This window comes from Micromonospora carbonacea (assembly GCF_014205165.1).
GTDB lineage: Bacteria > Actinomycetota > Actinomycetes > Mycobacteriales > Micromonosporaceae > Micromonospora > Micromonospora carbonacea.
Genome location: NZ_JACHMZ010000001.1, coordinates 1,015,810 through 1,030,190, shown reverse-complemented (window position 1 = coordinate 1,030,190; position 14,381 = coordinate 1,015,810). Strand labels below are relative to the sequence as shown.

Here is a 14,381-nt window from a genome sequence, read left to right as displayed (position 1 = left end):
CTGTTAACGCTTTCCGCATAGCAGGGGGCCCTTCTTAACGCCCGGGCCCAACCGTGGGCCCGGCACGGGTGGGCCCGGCACGGGTGGGCCCGGGCGGGAGCCGGCGCACGGCCGGCCTCAGGCGTCGGGCGGCGTCGGTCCGGCGTCCAGTGCGGTCACCACGTCGCCGACCACCACGACCGCCGGGGGCCGCAGGCCCGCCTCGGCCACGTCGGCGGCCACCGTCCCGAGCGTCGAGCGCAGGCTGCGCTGGCCGCCGGTCGTGCCCTCCTGCACCACCGCGACCGGCGTGCCCGCCGGCCGCCCGTGCCCGATCAGCGTCCCGGCGATCGCGGCGAGGTTCTTCAGCCCCATCATGATCACCAGTGTGCCGCGCAGCCCCGCGAGGGCCTCCCAGCGCACCAGGGAGGCCGGCGAGTCGGGCGCGACGTGCCCGGAGACCACGGTGAACTCGTGCGCCACCGCCCGGTGGGTCACCGGGACGCCCGCCGCCGCCGGGGCGGCGATCGAGCTGGTCACCCCGGGGACCACGGTCACCGGCACCCCGGCCGCCGCGCAGGCCAGCAGCTCCTCGCCGCCCCGACCGAAGACGTACGGGTCGCCGCCCTTGAGCCGCACCACGAACGCCCCGGCCAGGGCCCGGTCGACGAGGATCCGGTTGATCTCCTCCTGGGCCCGCGACGGCCCGTACGGGATCTTCGAGGCGTCCACCAGCTCGACGTCCGGGCGCAGCTCGTCGAGGAGCAGCCCCGGCACGAGGCGGTCGGCGACCACGACGTCGGCCTCGGTGAGCAGCCGCCATCCCTTCACGGTGATCAGCTCCGGGTCGCCCGGCCCCGCGCCGACGAGCGCCACCCGCCCGCGCCCGGCCCCAGCGTTGTTAACAGGGGGCCCTTCCGCTACCGAATCCGTTAACAGGGGGCCCTTCCTTGCACCCAGGAGGTTGCGGATGGCGTCGCGGACCGTCATGGCGCGGCGGGGATCGCCGCCGCCGAGGACGGCGACCGTGACCGGGCCGTGCCGGGTGACGGCGGGTGTCCACGCCGTCGCGGCGGCTCGGTCGTCGGCCCGGACGCAGAAGATCCGCCGCTCGGCGGCGGCGGCGCTGACCGCCGCGGCGGCCACCGGGTCGTCGACGGCCGCCTGCACCAGCCAGGCCCCGTCCAGGTCGTCGGGGGCGAACCGGCGCGGCTCCCAGTGCAGCCGGCCGGCGTCGACGTGGGCGCGCAGCGCGGGGGTCAGCTCCGGCGAGACCAGCAGGACGTCCGCGCCGGCGTCGAGCAGCGCCGGCACCCGCCGGGTGGCCACCGCTCCCCCGCCCACCACGACCACCCGCCGGCCCGCCAGGCGCAGCCCCAGGGGGTACGGGTTGGGGGCGCTCACTTCTCGGCCACCCCCGCCGAGTCGAACGTGGCCACCTCGTGCAGCACCCGGACCGCCCCGGTGACCACGGGCAGGGCCAGCAGCGCGCCGGTGCCCTCGCCGAGGCGCAGCCCGAGGTCGATGAGCGGGTCGAGCCCGAGGTGGCGCAGCCCCACCGTGGCCCCCGGCTCGGCCGAGCGGTGCCCGGCGACCAGCGCGCCGACCGCGTCCGGGGCGAACGCGACGGCGGCGAGCGCGGCGCTGACCGCGATCACCCCGTCGAGCAGCACCGGCACCCGGCGCGCGGCGGCGCCGAGGATCAGCCCGGCCAGGGCGGCGTGCTCCAGGCCGCCGACGGCGGCGAGGACGCCCAGCGGGTCCGTCGGGTCTGGGGCGTGCCGGGCCAGCGCCGCCCGCACCACGCCGATCTTGCGGGCGTACGTGGGGTCGTCCACGCCGGTGCCCCGGCCGGTCGCCTCGGCGGGGTCGACGCCGGTGAACGCGGCGACCAGGGCGGCGGCCGGGGTGGTGTTGCCGATGCCCATGTCCCCGGTGAGCAGGATGCCCGCCCCGGCGTCGATCAGCTCGCGGGCGATGCGGATGCCGGTCTCCACGGCGGCGAGCGCCTCGTCGCGGGTGAGGGCGGCGGTGACGGCGAGGTCGCGGGTGCCGGGGCGCACGTTCGCCGCCACGAGGCGGGGCCGCGTCGGGCCGCCGGCTCGGCCGGGCGGGCCGTCCGCCTGGGCGGGGACGGCCGGCGGCAGCGGGGTGGCGACGCCGACGTCGACGACGGTGACCGAGGCGCCGGCCTGCCGGGCGAACGCGTTGACCACCGCCCCGCCGGCGAGGAAGTTGCCGATCATCTGGGCGGTGACCTCCTGCGGCCAGGGGGTCACCCCCTGGGCGTGCACGCCGTGGTCGCCGGCGAAGATCGCCACGGCGGCCGGCTCGGGCAGCGGCGGCGGGCAGGCGCGGGCCAGGCCGGCGAGCCGCACCGAGAGCTCCTCCAGGACGCCGAGCGAGCCGGCCGGCTTGGTGAGCCGGCCGTGCAGCTCACCGGCGGCGACCATCGCCGGCTCGTCGAGCGGCCGGATCGCCGCGATGGTGGTGTGCAGCATCATGCCTCCAGGATCTCCGCCAGCGCCCCGGCGAAGGCGTCGGTGGTGGCCCGGTCGCGCACGGCCACCCGCAGCCAGTCTGCGCCGAGGCCGGGGAACGTGTCGCCCCGACGTACCGCCCAGCCGCGCCCGCGCAGGCGCAGCCGGACGTCGGCCGCGCCGGGCAGGTGGATCAGCACGAACGCGCTCGCCGGGCGGCCCGCGACGCGTACCCCGGGCAGGGCCGACAGGCGGGTCACCAGGTGGTCGCGGTCGGCGGCCAGCTCGGCGGCGATCGCGCGTTCGGCCGCGACGGCGGCCGGGGACGCGCAGGCGGTGGCGGCGGCGAGCGCCGGGGTGGAGACCGCCCACAGCGGCTGGGCGGCGGCGAGGCGGGCCAGCAGCGGGGCCTCGCCGAGCAGGTAGCCGATCCGCAGCCCGGCCAGCCCCCAGGTCTTGGTGAGGCTGCGCACGACGACCAGGCCGGGCAGGTCCCGCCGGGCGGCGAGGGACTCGGGCTCGCCGGCGACGCCGGGCGCGGCGGTGGTGTCGGCGAACGCCTCGTCGACGACGAGGACGCGGCCGGGGCGGGCCAGCGCGGCGAGGTCGGCCGCCGGGTGCAGCACGGAGGTGGGGTTGGTGGGGTTGCCGACCATGACGAGGTCGGCGTCGGCGGGCACCCGGGCCGGGTCGAGGCGGAAGCCGTCGGCGGGGTCGAGCAGCACCCGCTCGACGTCGTGCCCGGCGGCCCGCAGCGCGGCCTCCGGCTCGGTGAACTGGGGGTGCACGACCACCGGCCGGCGCGCGCCGGTCAGGGCGCGGGCGAGCAGCACGAAGCCCTCGGCGGCCCCGGCGGTGAGCAGCGCCTCCTCCGGGGGGCGGCCGTGCCGGGCCGCGACGGCCGCGCGGGCGGGCCGGGCGTCCGGGTACGCGGCCAACTCGCCCAGGGCGGCGGTGATCGGGTCGGCCAGCCAGTCCGGCATCGGGGCCCGGCGGACGTTGACGGCGAGGTCGACCAGACCGTCGCCGACCTCGGCGTCCCCGTGGTGCCCGAGGTCGGGACCGGTGACGGAGGCGGGGTCGGGACCGGGGGCGGGGTCGGGACCGGGGGCGGGACCGGGGTCCGCCTCGACGGTGGCGTCCGGCTCGTCCCGGGTGGGTGGTGGCGGCACCAGGTGAGCACGCATGTCCGCGATCCTGCCGGGAAGCCGCCGCGCGGGACAGCGCATCCCGGCGTGGGCCGCGTCACCCGCTGCCGGTTTATGAATTGTTCTCACGGACGATTCGGAAATGTCATAACTTGACCCCGTGAGCAACCGACCCCTTGCCTCCGTTGGCCGTCTCGTCCCTCTCCTGCGCGCCGGGCTGATCGCCGGCATCGTGATCGCCGGCGCGCTCTACCCACTGGCCGCCGTCACCGGCCTCGGCGCCAAGGCCACCGCGCACGCCGGGGAGCAGAAGGCCGACATCCTGCGCACCGCGCTGCCCGCCGAGACCTCCTACGTGTACGCGCCGGACGGCCGGACCGTGCTGACGATGTTCTACGAGGAGTACCGCCGCTACACGAAGCTGTCCGACATGTCCCCGAACATCCAGCAGGCCATCGTGGCCGCCGAGGACAGCCGCTTCTACCAGCACCGGGGCGTCGACCCGAAGGGCGCCGCCCGCGCCTTCGTGGCCAACTCACAGTCCGGCGGGGTCTCCCAGGGCGCGTCGACCCTGACCATGCAGTTCGTCCGGATGACCCTGCGGGACAGCGCCAAGACCCCGAAGGAGGTCCAGGAGGCCACCCAGCAGACCAGCCTGCGCAAGGTCAAGGAGATGCGGATGGCGCTGGACGTCGAGAAGGAGCTGACCAAGGAGCAGATCCTGGAGCGCTACCTCAACTCGGCGTACTTCGGCCACCGGGCGTACGGCATCTACGCCGCCGCGCAGATCTTCTTCTCCAAGACGCCGGCCACCCTCAGCCCGGTCGAGGCGGCCACCCTCGCCGGACTGGTCAAGTCGCCCTCCGAGTACGACCCGGCCAGCTCCGACCAGAAGGACGCCACCGGCCGGCGCAACTACGTGCTGGACCGGATGGCGCAGCTCGGCTACCTCAGCCCGGACGCCGCCACCGCGGCGAAGGCCGAGCCGATCCGGCTCAAGCTGACCGACCCGCCGAACGACTGCGCGTCGCTGCCGGCGACGTACCAGACCTGGGGCTTCGCCTGCGACTACCTGAAGAACTGGTGGAGCGCCCAGCCCGCGTTCGGGGAGAACCGGCTGGAACGGATGGACAAGCTGCGCCGCGGCGGCTACCGCATCGTGCTCAGCATCGACCCGAAGATCCAGGCGGCGGCCGAGAAGAACGTCGGGGCCAAGGAGAACACCGGCAGCCCGTTCGCCAACGGCATCGTCGTCGCCGAACCGGGCACCGGGCGGATCAAGGCGATGGCGGTGAACCGCAACTACTCGCTGGACGTCAGCGAGAACGGGCCCAGCTCCAACCCGGAGGCGTCACCGAAGGTGAAGGCGAACTATCCGAACACCGTGGCGCCCCTGCTCGGCGGCGGCGACCTCCCCGGTTACCAGGCCGGGTCGACGTTCAAGATGTTCCCGATGCTGGCCGCGCTCAACGCCGGGATGCCGCTGTCCACCGCGTACGACTCGCCGTACCGCTACCGCTCCGAGGTGTACGACGGGTGGGCCCCGTCCAACGCCAGCGGCGCGATGACGGGCCGGCAGACCATGTGGTCCGGGTTCGGCAAGTCGGTGAACACCTACTTCGTCCAACTGGAGGAGAGGGTCGGGGCGGACGCCGCCGTGCGGCTCGCCGAGCAGCTCGGGCTGCGCTGGCGCACCGACGTCGACCGGGAGCAGGCGTCGCCGGCCAAGGCCAGGAAGTGGGGCGCTTTCACCCTGGGCGTCTCCGACGCCACCCCGCTGGAGATGGCGAACGCCTACGCCGCGATCGCCGCCGACGGGCGGTACTGCGAGGCGATGCCCGTCCAGTCCATCAGCAAGCGGGACGGCACCCCGGCCACGTACACGACGGCCGGCGGGATCGAGCGGGAGGTCGCCAAGCCGCGCTGCCGGCAGGTGGTCAGCGCCGACGCGGCCCGCGCCGCCACCGACGCGGCCCGCTGCCCGACCGGCGACACGCCGGCCAAGGGGAGCTGCGGCGGCTGGTCGACCGCCGACAGCGTGCGGGGCACGGTGGGGCGGCCGGTGGCCGGCAAGACGGGTACGACCGACAGCACCCGGTCGGCCTGGTTCGTCGGCTACACGCCGGAGCTGGCGGCGGCGAGCTTCATCGCGGACCCGGACAACCCGTTCAACGCGGTCGGCGACGGGCAGTCCCAGATCCCGATCGCGGCGGTGGCGAACACCCTGCGCGACGGTTTGAAGGGCCAGCCCACCCGCCAGTTCACCCCGCCCTCCGACGCCATCGTCGGCTGACGACGACGCCGCTCACCAGGGGCCCGTCCCCGGGTGAGCGGCGGCGGTCAGGCGGGAGCCCCGAGCACCGCGGCGATCAGGCGGGAGCCCCGAGCACCGCGGCGGCCCGGGCCGCCGCGACGACCCGGGCACCGACCCCGGGCTGCCCGGCCCAGTGCACCATCAGCTGGGAGGCGTGCACGCCCTGCCAGACGAACCCCTCGGGCGCGCCGCCGTCCCAGCTCCACGCCGGGGACTGGCCGGCGCGGGGGGTGAGCACCGCCCGGTGTTCCTTGTAGCCGACCACCGTCGCGCCGGCCGGGGCGAGCACGCTGTCGGTGCGGGCGGTCGCCGACCGGTAGCCGACCACCACGCCCTCGCGGCTGACGCCCACCGTGTCGAGCACGCCGCACATCGGCAGCCCGTCCAGCTCCCGGGCCAGCCAGAGCACGCCGGCGCCCTCGGCGAGCACCGGCCGCCCCGTCCGGGCCAGCTCCGCCACCGCGATGCAGAGCCGGCGGTTGGCGGAGAGCTGCTCCGCGTACGACTCGGGGAGGCCGCCGCCGACGACCAGCGCGGCCGCCCCGGCGGGCAGCGCCTCGTCGCGCAGCGGATCGAAGCGGACCACCTCCGCGCCGGCCGCCCGCAGCAGCTCGGTCGTCTCGGCGGGGCCGTAGTCGCCGCCCGGCCCGCCGGCCACCGCGATCACCGGGGACGCGCCGGCCGGCACGGGCCCCGACGGGTCCGCCGGCTCGGCCGGCTCCGGCGACCAGGGCTCGCCCGGCACCGGCGGGGCCGACCTGGCCAGCGTCAGCAGCCGGTCCAGGTCGAGCGTGGCGGCCACCGCCTCGCCGAGCCGGCGGACCGCCCGCAGCGCGTCGGCGTCGCGGCCGACCACCGGGGCCAGGCCGTGCCGCCGGGGCGGCAGCACCGGGGGCAGCTCGTGGCGGCGCACCGCTCCGTAGACCGGCACGCCGACGTCGTCGAGCGCCTCGCGCAGCATCGCCTCGTGCCGGGGCGAGGCCACCCGGTTGAGGATCACCCCGCCCAGCCAGAGCTGATCGTCGTACGCCCGGAAGCCGTGCACGAGGGCCGCCACCGACTGCCCCATCGCCGCCACGTCGACCACCAGCACCACCGGGCTGCGCAGCGCGATCGCCACGGCGGCCGTGGACTCCGTCTCGGACTGGCCGGCGACCGAGTCGTACAGCCCCATGGTGCCCTGCACCACGGCGAGCCCGGCACCGGCGGCACCGTGGCCGAACAGGGCCGGGACGCGGTCGGGCCCGACCAGCCGGGCGTCGAGGGTGCGCCCCGGACGGCCGGCGGCGAGCCCCAGATAGCCGGCGTCGACCTGGTCCGGCCCGACCTTGAACCCGGCGACGTCGAGGCCCCGCTCGGCGAAGGCGGCGAGCAGCCCGAGCGCCACCGCGCTCGTGCCGTGGCCCGAGGACGGCGCGCTGAGCACGAGGCGCGGCACGACGGTCATCAGCGACTCCTCCGGCGAGGGTGGTACGCGGCGGCGGTCGGCCCCCCGATCCGCCCGCGTGACGATACCGCCCGGACGCACACCCGGCGGCCACGACCGGCCCGCGTCGCGCCGCAGGGCCGCCGGGGTCGCGGCGTGCCGGCGGCGGTCCCGGGCCGGCCGCCTGGCGGCTGCGGTCCTGCGGGTAGCCTCGACCCGTGTACCGGTTCCTCCTGACGCCACGCTGGCTGGGCATCCTCGCGCTGACCCTGGTCGCCGCGGCCGTGATGGTGCTGCTCGGCAACTGGCAGCTGGACCGCTACCGGGGCCGCACCGCGATCAACGAGCGGATCGACGCCGGCAGCCGGATGACGCCGGCGCCGCTGCGCGACGCCGTGCCGGCCCCCACCGGGGGCGGCGGCACGGCCGGCCCGGCCCCCGCCGACGAGGCCACCTGGTCGCGGGTCACCGTGACCGGCCGGTACGACACGGCCAACATCGTCCTGGTCCGGGGCCGCACGGTCGACAACCGGGTCGGCTTCGAGGTCGTCACCCCGCTGCTCCTCGCCGACGGCACGGCCGTGCTCGTCGACCAGGGCTGGGTGCCGCCCGCCCCGGGCGGGGCCCTGGCGCAGCCGCAGCTCCCGCCGGTGCCGCAGGGCGAGGTGACCGTGGTGGGCCGGGTGCACCCGAGCGAGAGCGGCGCGGGGGCCGTCGACCGGCGCGACGGCCGGCTGGAGACCCGGCGGATCGCCGTCCCCCGGCTGGCCCGGGAGCTGCCGTACCCGGTCTACGGCGCATACGTGCTGCTCGACGAGCAGACGCCGGCCGCCGACCCGGTCTTCCAGGCGGTGCCGATCGGGCACACCAACAACTGGCAGAACTTCGGTTACGTCGTGCAGTGGTGGATCTTCGCCGTCATGACGCTCTTCGGCTACGGCTGGGTGGCGCGGCGGGAGGCCCGCCGGGCGGCCGGGCTGGACGGGCCGGGCAAGCCGCTCGACCGGGCCGCCGAGCCCTCCCCGAGCGCCCCCGCCTGACCGCAGCCGGGCCCTCCCCCGCTCCGGCTCGCTGCGGAAACCGGACACTCGACGGGTCGCCGGGGCACGGCGGGAAGTTGTAGTGTCCGCCGGGTGATCGAGAACCGTGGGGGGTCGCGGTGACCCCTGATCCCACGCCGCCACCACACCCGCCGGAGCCGCCCTCCTCGGGCCCGCCCGCTCCGGGGCCGCCCGCCTCAGGGCCCGCCTTCCCGGAGCCGTCCGCCTTCCCGGCACCGCCGGCCTTCCCGGAGCCGCCCGCCTCGGGGCCGGCCTTCCCGGACCCGGTGACGGCGACGCATCCGTCGACCGACCCGTGGGCGGTCACGCCGCGCTCGACGACGTACTCGACCCCGCCGGCGGGGTTCCCGGCCACGGCCGACCCGTTCGCCCCGCCGCCGGCCACCGCGCCGTTCCCGGTGCCGCCGGCCGTCGCGCCGCACCCGGCACCGGCCGCCGGACCGTTCTCCGCGCCGCCCGCCGCCGGACCGTACTCGGCCCCGCCGGCCGCCGGACCGTACTCGGCCCCGCCGGCCGCCGGACCGTATTCGGCTCCACCGGCCGCCGGACCGTATTCGGCCCCGCCCGTCACGGGACCGTACTCGGCCCCGCCCGCCGCCGGGCCGTACTCCGCGCCGCCGGGAACCGGGGCGTTCTCCGCGCCGCCGGCCGGGCCGTACCCGCCGGCGCTGGCGGCGCCGCTCGGGGCCCCGCAGTACGGGGCGTCCTCCGGCGTGGCGGTGCAGATCGGCGAGATCACGGTCTCCCCGCCGGAGATCCGCACCCCGGCCGGCGTGCTGCCCCTGGCCGGGACGCAGTGGCACGTCGCCGACTACTGGCAGACGGAGCAGAAGGTCGCCACCTGGGCGATCGTCTGCGCCGTGCTCGGGTTCTTCTGCCTCACGATCTTCAGCCTGCTCTTCCTGCTGATCAAGGAGACCCGGCACTACGGCACCGTGCAGGTGACGGTCAGCAACGGCCCGCACCAGTATGTGGCCCGCATCCCCGTCACCGACCAGGGGCAGGTCATGCACATCAACAACCAGGTCAACTACGCCCGGTCGCTGTCCGCCTGACGGCCGGGTCGGGCGGGTGGCGGTGTCCGCAGCCCGGGACGCCGCCACCCGCCCGGCGTCACGACGACAGGTGCCCGGCGTGGATGGCCCGGACCGCGTCGATGGTGTCCGCCTCGGCGGCGGTCTTGTCGTTGCGGTAGCGGACCACGCGGGCGAAGCGCAGCGCCATCCCGCCCGGGTAGCGGGAACTGGCCTGCACCCCGTCGAACGCGATCTCGACCACCTGCTCGGGACGGACCCGCACCAGCCAGTCGCCGCGTTCCACGGCCAGGGCGAGGAACCGCTCGGTCTGCCAGCGCAGCACCTCGTCGGTGAGCCCCTTGAACGTCTTGCCGAGCATGACGAACTCGCCGGTCGCCGGGTCCCGCGCGCCGAGGTGCAGGTTGGACAGCCAGCCGCTGCGCCGGCCGCTGCCCCACTCGACCGCGATCACCACCAGGTCGAGGGTGTGCCGCGGCTTCACCTTCACCCAGGCCGCGCCGCGCCGGCCGGCGTCGTAGGGCGCGTCGGGGTTCTTGACCACCACGCCCTCCTGCCCGGCGTCGAGCGCCGCGGCGAAGGCCGCCCCGGCCGCCCCGGTGTCGTCGACCGTCACCCGGCCGACCAGCAGCGTCGGGTCGACCGCGCCGGCCAGCGCCGCCCACCGCTCGTGGCCGGGCCGGTCGATCAGGTCGTCGCCGTCGAGGTGCAGCAGGTCGAAGAAGTACGGCGTCAGCACCGCCTCGCCCGTGCTCTCGGCGGCGGCGCGCACGGCCGGGGCGACCGGGGCGACGGCGTCGCCGACGGGTGCCGACGCGGACGGGCCGCCGGGCGGGCCGGCCCCGGCGGCCGGTGCGGCGCGGCGGGCGGCCCGGCTGGAGGTCTGCTGGAACGGCAGCGGCCGGCCGGTTTCGTCCAGCCCGATGGCCTCGCCGTCGAGCACCAGCTCCCGGGCGGGCAGCGCCCGCACGGCGGCGACCACCTCGGGCACCCGGGCGGTGATCTCGTCCAGGCTGCGGGTGAAGACCGCGATGTCGGGGCCGGAGCGGTGCACCTGGATGCGGATGCCGTCGAGCTTCACGTCGACCACGGCGGGGACGCCGGTCGCGGCCAGCGCGTCGTCGACGGTGGGGGCGCTGGACGCCAGCATCGGGGCGAGCGGCCGGCCGACCTGGAGCCGGAACTCGGCCAGCGCCGCCGCGCCGCCGCCCAGGGCGGCCACCGCCACGGCCCGCAGGTCACCGGCGAGCAGCAGCGCCCGGCGCACGGCGGCCAGCGGCACGTCGGCGGCGCGGGCGACCGCGTCGGCGAGCAGCCCGGCCTGGGCGCCCTGGCGCAGCTCGCCGCTGAACAGGCCGCGCAGCATCCGCTGCTCGTCGGCGGTGGCGGCGGCGAAGAGGCCGTGCAGGAGCTGCCGACGGCGGGCCTGCGAGCCGGGGCCGCCCACCGACGCGATGTCGTCGATCACGGCGTCGACGGCGCGGACGGTCAGGGTCGGCTCGGCGGCCGGCGGCGGCAGGTCGCGCAGCCCGGCCCAGCCGACGCCGGTCTGCCGCTGTCGCAGCTCACCCGCGAGCCAGCCGGCGCCCGCCGGGATCTCCGCGGGGTCGAGCGACCGCAGCGCCGCCGCGAGCAGCTCCACCTTGGCCCGCCGGCCGGTGGTCGCGCCCACGGCGGCGGAGGTGGCCGCCAGGTCGAGGAACCGCACGCACCTCATCCTGCCAGCCACCCCCGACACCGCTGGGGATACGCGGAACGCCGCCGGAAGTTGCCGCTTCCGGAGCTGCCGCGCCACCCCGGCCCGGCATCCGTGCCGGATGCCTGGACCGCCCGGTCCCCGACGCCCCCCAGCGTGCGGGGACCGGTGTCTCGGTGGAGCCCGGTCCGCGCCGACCGCGCACGGACGGCGAGCCGCGACCGCGCGAACGGAAGTCGCGCCGCGACCGCGCGGGAGCGGACGGTCGGGCCGCAACCGTACGCGCGCGACCTGTCGAGCCGCGACCGCGAACGGACGGTCGGGCCGCGACCCGGGCCGACGGCCGGTCAGGCCGCGACGGGCTCCTCGATGCGCAGGCCGCGGGCGCGCACCTCGTCGGCGACGCGGGAGAGCAGCGCGTCGAGCGTCACCAGGGCGGTGGAGAGGTCACCGAGCTGTTCCTTGAGCGTGTCCTCGGACCACGCGGAGACGTCCACGTCCCCCAGAGCGCCGACGGCGGCACCGAGCCGCGCCATCACCTCGTTCGTACTCATGTTCGAAAGGCTATACCAGGATGTCCCGCGACACGCCGAAAACACCCCGATGAACTGGGACGTTACGGTTCCGTCACCTGACTCCGTTCCGTGCCGGCGGCGTCGCCCGAGGCTCACCGGCCCCGCTCCGCCGCTGCCGCCACCTTCGCCAGCAGCAGCGCCTCGGCCGCGCAGACCCGGGCGAACTCGCCGAGGTGCAGACTCTCGTTCGGGCCGTGCGCCCGGGCGTGCGGGTCCTCCACCCCGGTCACCAGGATCGCCGCCTGCGGGAACATCTCCTGGAACGTGGCGATGAACGGGATCGAGCCGCCGATGCCGATGTCCACCGGGTCGGTGCCGTCCCAGGCCGCACGGAAGGCGTCGCGGGCCGCATCGAACATCGGGCCGGACGCGTCGATGACGCACGGGGCGCCGTCGTGCTCCAGCGTCACCGTCACCCGGGCGCCCCACGGGGCGTGCTTCGTCAGGTGCTCGCGCACCGCCGCGTACGCCCGCTGCGGGTCGTCGCCCGGCGCGAGCCGCACGCTCAGCTTGGCCTTCGCCGCCGGGACCAGGGCGTTCGGGGCCTCGCCGGTGGCCGGGGCGTCGATGCCGAGCACGGCCAGCGCCGGCTTGGTCCAGATCCGGTCGGTGATCCGGCCGGTGCCGATGAGCGACACGCCGTCGACCAGCCCGGCCTCGGCCCGGAACCGGTCCTGCGGGTAGTCCACGGTCGCGCCCGCCCGGCCGGACAGCCCGGCGACCGCCACGTCCCCGGCGTCGTCGTGCAGCGTGGCCAGCAGCCGGACCAGCGTCGTCAGCGCGTCCGGCACCGCGCCGCCGAACATGCCGCTGTGCACGGCGTGGTCCAGGGTGCGGACCTCCACGAAGCAGTTGACGATGCCGCGCAGCGACGTGGTCAGCGCCGGCACGCCGACGTCCCAGTTGGCCGAGTCGGCGATCACGATCACGTCCGAGGCGAGCGCGTCGCGGTGCTCGGCGAGCAGCCGCTCCAGCGAGTCCGAGCCGTACTCCTCCTCGCCCTCAACGAAGATCACCACGCCGACGGGGAGCCGGTCGCCGAACGCGCGCAGCGCCGCGACGTGCGCCATGATCCCGGCCTTGTCGTCGGCCGCGCCCCGGCCGTAGAGGCGGCCGTCCCGCTCGACGGGCTCGAACGGGTCGGACTCCCACAGCGACAGGTCGCCCACGGGCTGCACGTCGTGGTGGGCGTAGAGCAGCACGGTCGGCGCGCCGGGCGGGGCGGCCCGCGTCCCGATCACCGCCGGCTGCCCGCCGGACCGCACGACCTTCACGTCGAGGCCGCAGCCGCGCAGCAGCTCCGCCACCGCCTCGGCGGACCGCTCGACGTGCGAGTGGTCGAAGCCGTCGAAGGCGATGCCGGGAATGCGGACGAGTCGTTCCAGGTCGGCGCGGACGCCGGGCAGTTCGCGCGCGACGGCGGCCCGCACCTCGGCGTCGGACATGATCGGTGAGGTCATGACCGGCATCGTATGCCGGCCTTACCGAGGCCGGCGGCGGACGTACTCGGTGCGGGGGTCGTGCGGCACCTCCGGCGCGCCGTCGACGAGCAGGTCGACCGCGTCCGCCGTGCCGTCGGCGGCGAAGTGCGCGCGCTCGCCGACGTGCCAGCGGCGCAGCTCGGGCAGGATCCCCGGCCCGTCCCGGGCGACGGCCCGGGTCAGCCGCAGCCCGGCGGGCGCGGTGACCAGCACCGACAGGGTCAGCTCGGGCCGCACGGCCGCCCGCGCCGCCGACACCCCCTCGACGATCACGACGGGGGCGGGCGGGACGGGCAGCTCGCGGGGCAGGAAGCGGTGCCGCACCCAGCTGTACCGCCGGTAGGACCCCGGCCGCCCGGCCCGCAGCGGGGCGAGCACCCACCGCTCCAGCCGGGACCAGAAGGTGAGCTGGTCGGCCCAGCCGTCGAGCAGGTCGTCGGTGTGCACCACCGGTGGCCGCCCGCCGCCGGGCAGCGCCGCCAGGGCGTCCGCGAGGCGCGCCGCGAAGAGGCTCTTGCCCGCGCCGCTCGGCCCGTCGACCGCCACCAGTCGGGTACGCCCCAACCGCGCAGGCCCGGCCAGCACCCGCCGGCCCAGCCCGGCGTACGTCTCGACGACCGGCACCCCCACGGCCCCGACGCTAGCGGTCCGCGCCGGCGGGATCGTCGGCCCGTACGTCGTCCGGTCGAACCGAGGCCGTTTCGTTGCGCGGAGTCCCCGGGCCGCAGGCATGATCGTGCCGTGCGCCACAACGTGATGAGCCCGGGCGTCGACGCCCTGCTGGAACAGGCCCGTTCGGGGGTCCGCCGGCTGACCCCGCACGAGACGGTCGAGGCGGTACGCCTCGGCGCGCTGCTCGTCGACACCCGCACCGACGTGCAGCGCCGGGAACAGGGCGACCTGCCCGGCGCGGTCGTCATCGACCGGACGGTGCTGGAGTGGCGGCTCGATCCGGCAAGCGAGTGGCGCATCCCCGAGGCCACCGGGTACGACCGGGAGATCGTGGTGGTGTGCCGGCAGGGTTACAGCTCCAGCCTGGCCGTGGCGAGCCTGCGGACGCTCGGCCTGCACCGCGCGACCGACCTGGTGGGCGGCGTCGAGGCGTGGCGGGAGGCGGGGCTGCCGATGTCCGACCGCCCCGCCGACATCCGCTACTGACCCCGGCGACGCCCCGGTGGCGGCTGGCC

The 14,381-nt window shown here is 76.7% G+C and carries 11 protein-coding genes and 1 pseudogene; 4 read left to right on the top strand and 8 right to left on the bottom strand.

Annotated features, from left to right (window positions below):
* Positions 1–117: 117 nt before the first annotated feature.
* Genes cobA through cobC form a run of 3 tightly spaced genes read right to left on the bottom strand, consistent with a single transcriptional unit; the run spans position 118 to position 3,646 of the window.
* Complete coding sequence (cobA, locus tag HDA31_RS04735) at positions 118–1,383, bottom strand: uroporphyrinogen-III C-methyltransferase (protein WP_178066159.1); 1,266 nt, start codon at positions 1,381–1,383, stop codon at positions 118–120.
* The gene (gene cobT / locus HDA31_RS04730) at positions 1,380–2,480 is read right to left on the bottom strand and encodes a nicotinate-nucleotide--dimethylbenzimidazole phosphoribosyltransferase (protein ID WP_178067764.1); all 1,101 of its coding nucleotides are present in this window, start codon (positions 2,478–2,480) and stop codon (positions 1,380–1,382) included. The genes cobA and cobT overlap by 4 nt, the downstream gene beginning before the upstream one ends.
* Positions 2,480–3,646 (bottom strand): Rv2231c family histidinol phosphate aminotransferase CobC, encoded by a 1,167-nt coding sequence (gene cobC, locus HDA31_RS04725; protein WP_178066160.1) that lies wholly within the window; start codon positions 3,644–3,646, stop codon positions 2,480–2,482. The genes cobT and cobC overlap by 1 nt, the downstream gene beginning before the upstream one ends.
* Positions 3,647–3,767: 121 nt before the next feature.
* On the opposite strand from cobC, the gene HDA31_RS04720 reads away from it, so the two are divergent.
* Complete coding sequence (locus tag HDA31_RS04720; RefSeq protein WP_178066161.1) at positions 3,768–5,900, top strand: transglycosylase domain-containing protein; 2,133 nt, start codon at positions 3,768–3,770, stop codon at positions 5,898–5,900.
* Between the two features lie 76 nt (positions 5,901–5,976).
* Here HDA31_RS04720 and HDA31_RS04715 read toward each other — a convergent pair whose 3' ends face one another.
* Entirely contained in the window at positions 5,977–7,368 is a 1,392-nt protein-coding gene (locus HDA31_RS04715; RefSeq protein ID WP_178066162.1) for a cobyrinic acid a,c-diamide synthase CobB, read from the bottom strand.
* A gap of 197 nt (positions 7,369–7,565) precedes the next feature.
* Here HDA31_RS04715 and HDA31_RS04710 point away from each other — a divergent pair, with 197 nt between their 5' ends.
* Positions 7,566–8,387: an SURF1 family cytochrome oxidase biogenesis protein gene (locus HDA31_RS04710; protein WP_074477569.1), complete on the top strand. Its 822-nt coding sequence runs from the start codon at positions 7,566–7,568 to the stop codon at positions 8,385–8,387.
* Positions 8,388–8,674: 287 nt separating this feature from the next.
* Complete coding sequence (locus tag HDA31_RS31945) at positions 8,675–9,463, top strand: hypothetical protein (RefSeq protein ID WP_178066163.1); 789 nt, start codon at positions 8,675–8,677, stop codon at positions 9,461–9,463.
* A gap of 58 nt (positions 9,464–9,521) precedes the next feature.
* Here HDA31_RS31945 and HDA31_RS04700 read toward each other — a convergent pair whose 3' ends face one another.
* The 4 genes and pseudogenes from HDA31_RS04700 to HDA31_RS04685 form a co-directional block, all read right to left on the bottom strand.
* Positions 9,522–11,159 (bottom strand): ATP-dependent DNA ligase, encoded by a 1,638-nt coding sequence (locus HDA31_RS04700; protein WP_221486937.1) that lies wholly within the window; start codon positions 11,157–11,159, stop codon positions 9,522–9,524.
* 326 nt (positions 11,160–11,485) lie between these two features.
* A complete protein-coding gene (locus tag HDA31_RS04695; RefSeq protein WP_083302916.1) occupies positions 11,486–11,692 on the bottom strand; it encodes a hypothetical protein in 207 nt (68 codons plus the stop codon).
* Between the two features lie 113 nt (positions 11,693–11,805).
* Positions 11,806–13,158 carry a dipeptidase gene (locus HDA31_RS04690; RefSeq protein ID WP_178067766.1) on the bottom strand — a complete coding sequence of 451 codons (1,353 nt, stop codon included), beginning with the start codon at positions 13,156–13,158 and terminating at the stop codon, positions 11,806–11,808.
* A pseudogene (locus tag HDA31_RS04685) lies at positions 13,151–14,016 on the bottom strand (uridine kinase family protein); the annotation flags it as partial. The gene HDA31_RS04690 and the pseudogene HDA31_RS04685, both read right to left, overlap by 8 nt.
* Here HDA31_RS04685 and HDA31_RS04680 point away from each other — a divergent pair.
* Positions 13,951–14,352, top strand: a complete 402-nt coding sequence (locus tag HDA31_RS04680; protein ID WP_221486935.1) for a rhodanese-like domain-containing protein — start codon at positions 13,951–13,953, stop codon at positions 14,350–14,352. The pseudogene HDA31_RS04685 and the gene HDA31_RS04680 sit on opposite strands and share 66 nt — an antisense overlap.
* Positions 14,353–14,381 lie beyond the last annotated feature (29 nt).